The sequence below is a fragment of the Cryobacterium sp. MLB-32 genome (assembly GCF_000738085.1).
GTDB lineage: Bacteria > Actinomycetota > Actinomycetes > Actinomycetales > Microbacteriaceae > Cryobacterium.
Genome location: NZ_JPRS01000296.1, coordinates 1 through 2306 on the forward strand (window position 1 = coordinate 1; position 2306 = coordinate 2306).

Annotated in this window: 1 protein-coding gene and 1 pseudogene; one reads left to right on the forward strand and one right to left on the reverse strand. The window is 64.1% G+C overall.

Features of this window, described 5'->3' with window-relative positions:
* Positions 1-342: 342 nt before the first annotated feature.
* Positions 343-1743, forward strand: coding sequence for a glycosyltransferase family 87 protein (locus JF66_RS17800; protein ID WP_035880119.1), 1401 nt, complete (start codon positions 343-345; stop codon positions 1741-1743).
* 213 nt (positions 1744-1956) lie between these two features.
* On the opposite strand, the pseudogene JF66_RS24560 reads toward JF66_RS17800, so the two are convergent.
* Positions 1957-2112 (reverse strand): annotated as a pseudogene (locus JF66_RS24560) (leucine zipper domain-containing protein); the annotation flags it as partial.
* Positions 2113-2306: the final 194 nt, after the last annotated feature.

Consider the following 2306-nt stretch of genomic DNA (forward strand, 5'->3'; position numbering starts at 1 on the left):
CGCCGTCAACGCTGACCTGGATCGAGATCGTGAGATTTATGGTGTTGCTCCCCTGTTCCGAGTTTTCTCTGCGGGCGGCTTCATTATGTGAGCGAACACGATTGCCCTGATTCGACAGTTGTTCCTCAAAACCGTCCGATTCTGTACACCTGCACCGTTTGCTAGGAAGTCGAAAATACGATGGGAGAGATAAGCATCGGAGGGGATTAAGCGCCGTCGAACCATGAGGTAGATGCCGGTGGCCGATTTCACTTCTAACGGTTCTGTGACGCACACATCGGTTCGGCTCAATGCTGACCCATTGGGGCGGCGTTCACCGGGAAACTCAGGCAGGATGGCCTCGTGCGCATCACGATCATCTCCCTTCTCCTGGCCGCCAGCGCGGCGCTGACCGGGTACTGCGTGCTGATGTTCTCGCTCTTCGAGCCGACGCGGGACACCGTACCGCTCTTGGCCTGCACGGGCGTGCTCTGGGCCATGTTCGCAGCGGCGGTGTTTCTGCTCCGTCGGGTTCGCGGGCGCGCCGTCGTGGTGCTCGTGCTCGCCGGGTCGCTCGGCATCGGGGTCGCTGCGATGGTGGGCCCGCCGAATACGAGTACTGACTCAGCCCGCTATGCCTGGGATGGCATCGTGCAGAACGCCGGGATCTCGCCGTACGCCTACGTGCCGGCCGACGACCGGCTCGACCCGCTCCGTCCGGAGTGGCTGTTTCCCTCGACGGTTCGGTCGGGGACCGTCCCGGAGACCTGTCAGGGGCAGCGGATCGTCGTCACCCACAAGACTGCCTCTGACGCGGTGCTCTGCACTGCTCTTAACCGTCCGGCCGTTCCGACGATCTACCCGCCGGCCGCGGAACTCTACTTCGCCGGCATCCGGCTCCTAGTGCCGCCCACGGCCACCTATTGGCCGCTGCAGCTCGGGGGGCTGCTGCTCAGCCTCGGCACGACGGTGATGCTTCTGGTCGGGATGAACCGTCGCGGCATCACTGCGCGGTTCGCCGCCTACTGGGCTTGGTGTCCGCTTGTGGCGTCCGAGGCGATCACGAATTCCCATATCGACGTGCTCAGTGTGACCTTCACTCTCGCCGCGGCTTTCTGCGTCACCCGAGCACGATTTTGGCGCGGCGGAGTCGCCCTCGGGGTCGCGATCGCTGTGAAGCTTGTGCCTGTAATCGCGGCGCCAGCCATGCTCCGTCGGCAGGGGTGGAAGGTCAGCCTCGCCGCTGCCGTCACGTTCCTGGCGCTGTACGTGCCGTATGTACTCATGACCGGAATCGGCGTGCTCGGCTACCTTCCCGGTTACCTCACCGAGGAAGGGTACTCGAGTGGAAATCGCTTTGCGCTCATCTCACTCTTCGCCCCCGGCGGCGTCGCGGTCTTCGCTGCCGGCGGGCTGCTCGTGCTCATCGCGGCCCTGGTCCTCTGGAAGACAGACCCGGATCGGCCGTGGCTGGGCCAGCTCGCGATGATCGGCAGCACCCTGCTCATCCTGAGTCCGCGATACCCGTGGTACGCGTTGTTGCTGCTGCCGTTCGTCGCGCTCAGCGGCCGCTGGGAGTGGCTAGCCATCCCCCTTGCCCTGATACTGCGGCAGATCTTGCCCTCACTCGAGCTGACGTGGGCAATCTTGGTAGCTCTCGGCATCGTTGTCACCGGGTCCTTCATCCGGCTCGGCCCCGCAGCGTCGGCGCGGATGCTGCGCGCGCCCTTGCGGGCCGCTCGCAACCTGCGCGGCCCCCGCTAGAGCTCCACCGCCCCGTACCCCGACGCCGCCCGCCCGGCAGAACATGTGACCCCTTTACTTTGAATTGCCTTCAGCGCTCCTTCGCGATGTGCACGAAGGAACACTGATTGCCATCCCGCGGGGGCTGGCACCCCCCTCAGCCTCCAGCGAAACAAAGAAGCTACACCCGATGCGGCGCCAAGCCCTCATCCAATACAGGCGGTTATCGGTGCCGCCCTCCGCGCGGTGCCGGTTGATCCTGCGGTGAGCGTACCGACGGGAGGTGCCGAGCTCTTTGGCAACGTGGGAGACTGGGCGACCGTCACTGATCACTCGTTCGACCAGCAAGGCCCTCCCATGAAGGGCCAATCTGTTATTAGCGTGGGGCATGGCAACCTCCGTTTTCGTGGCGACTTCGACATCACCGCGGAAACCGGAGGTTCTCCCTTTTTCAACCCCGAAATGTCACCAACGCCATGGCTGAGTACCACCAGCGTTATCGCCGCTGTGGCGTAAACGTTCGACGCCACCACATCAGAGGGATAGTGCACCCCCACGTACACCCGCGAAACTGGTGAGTCCAC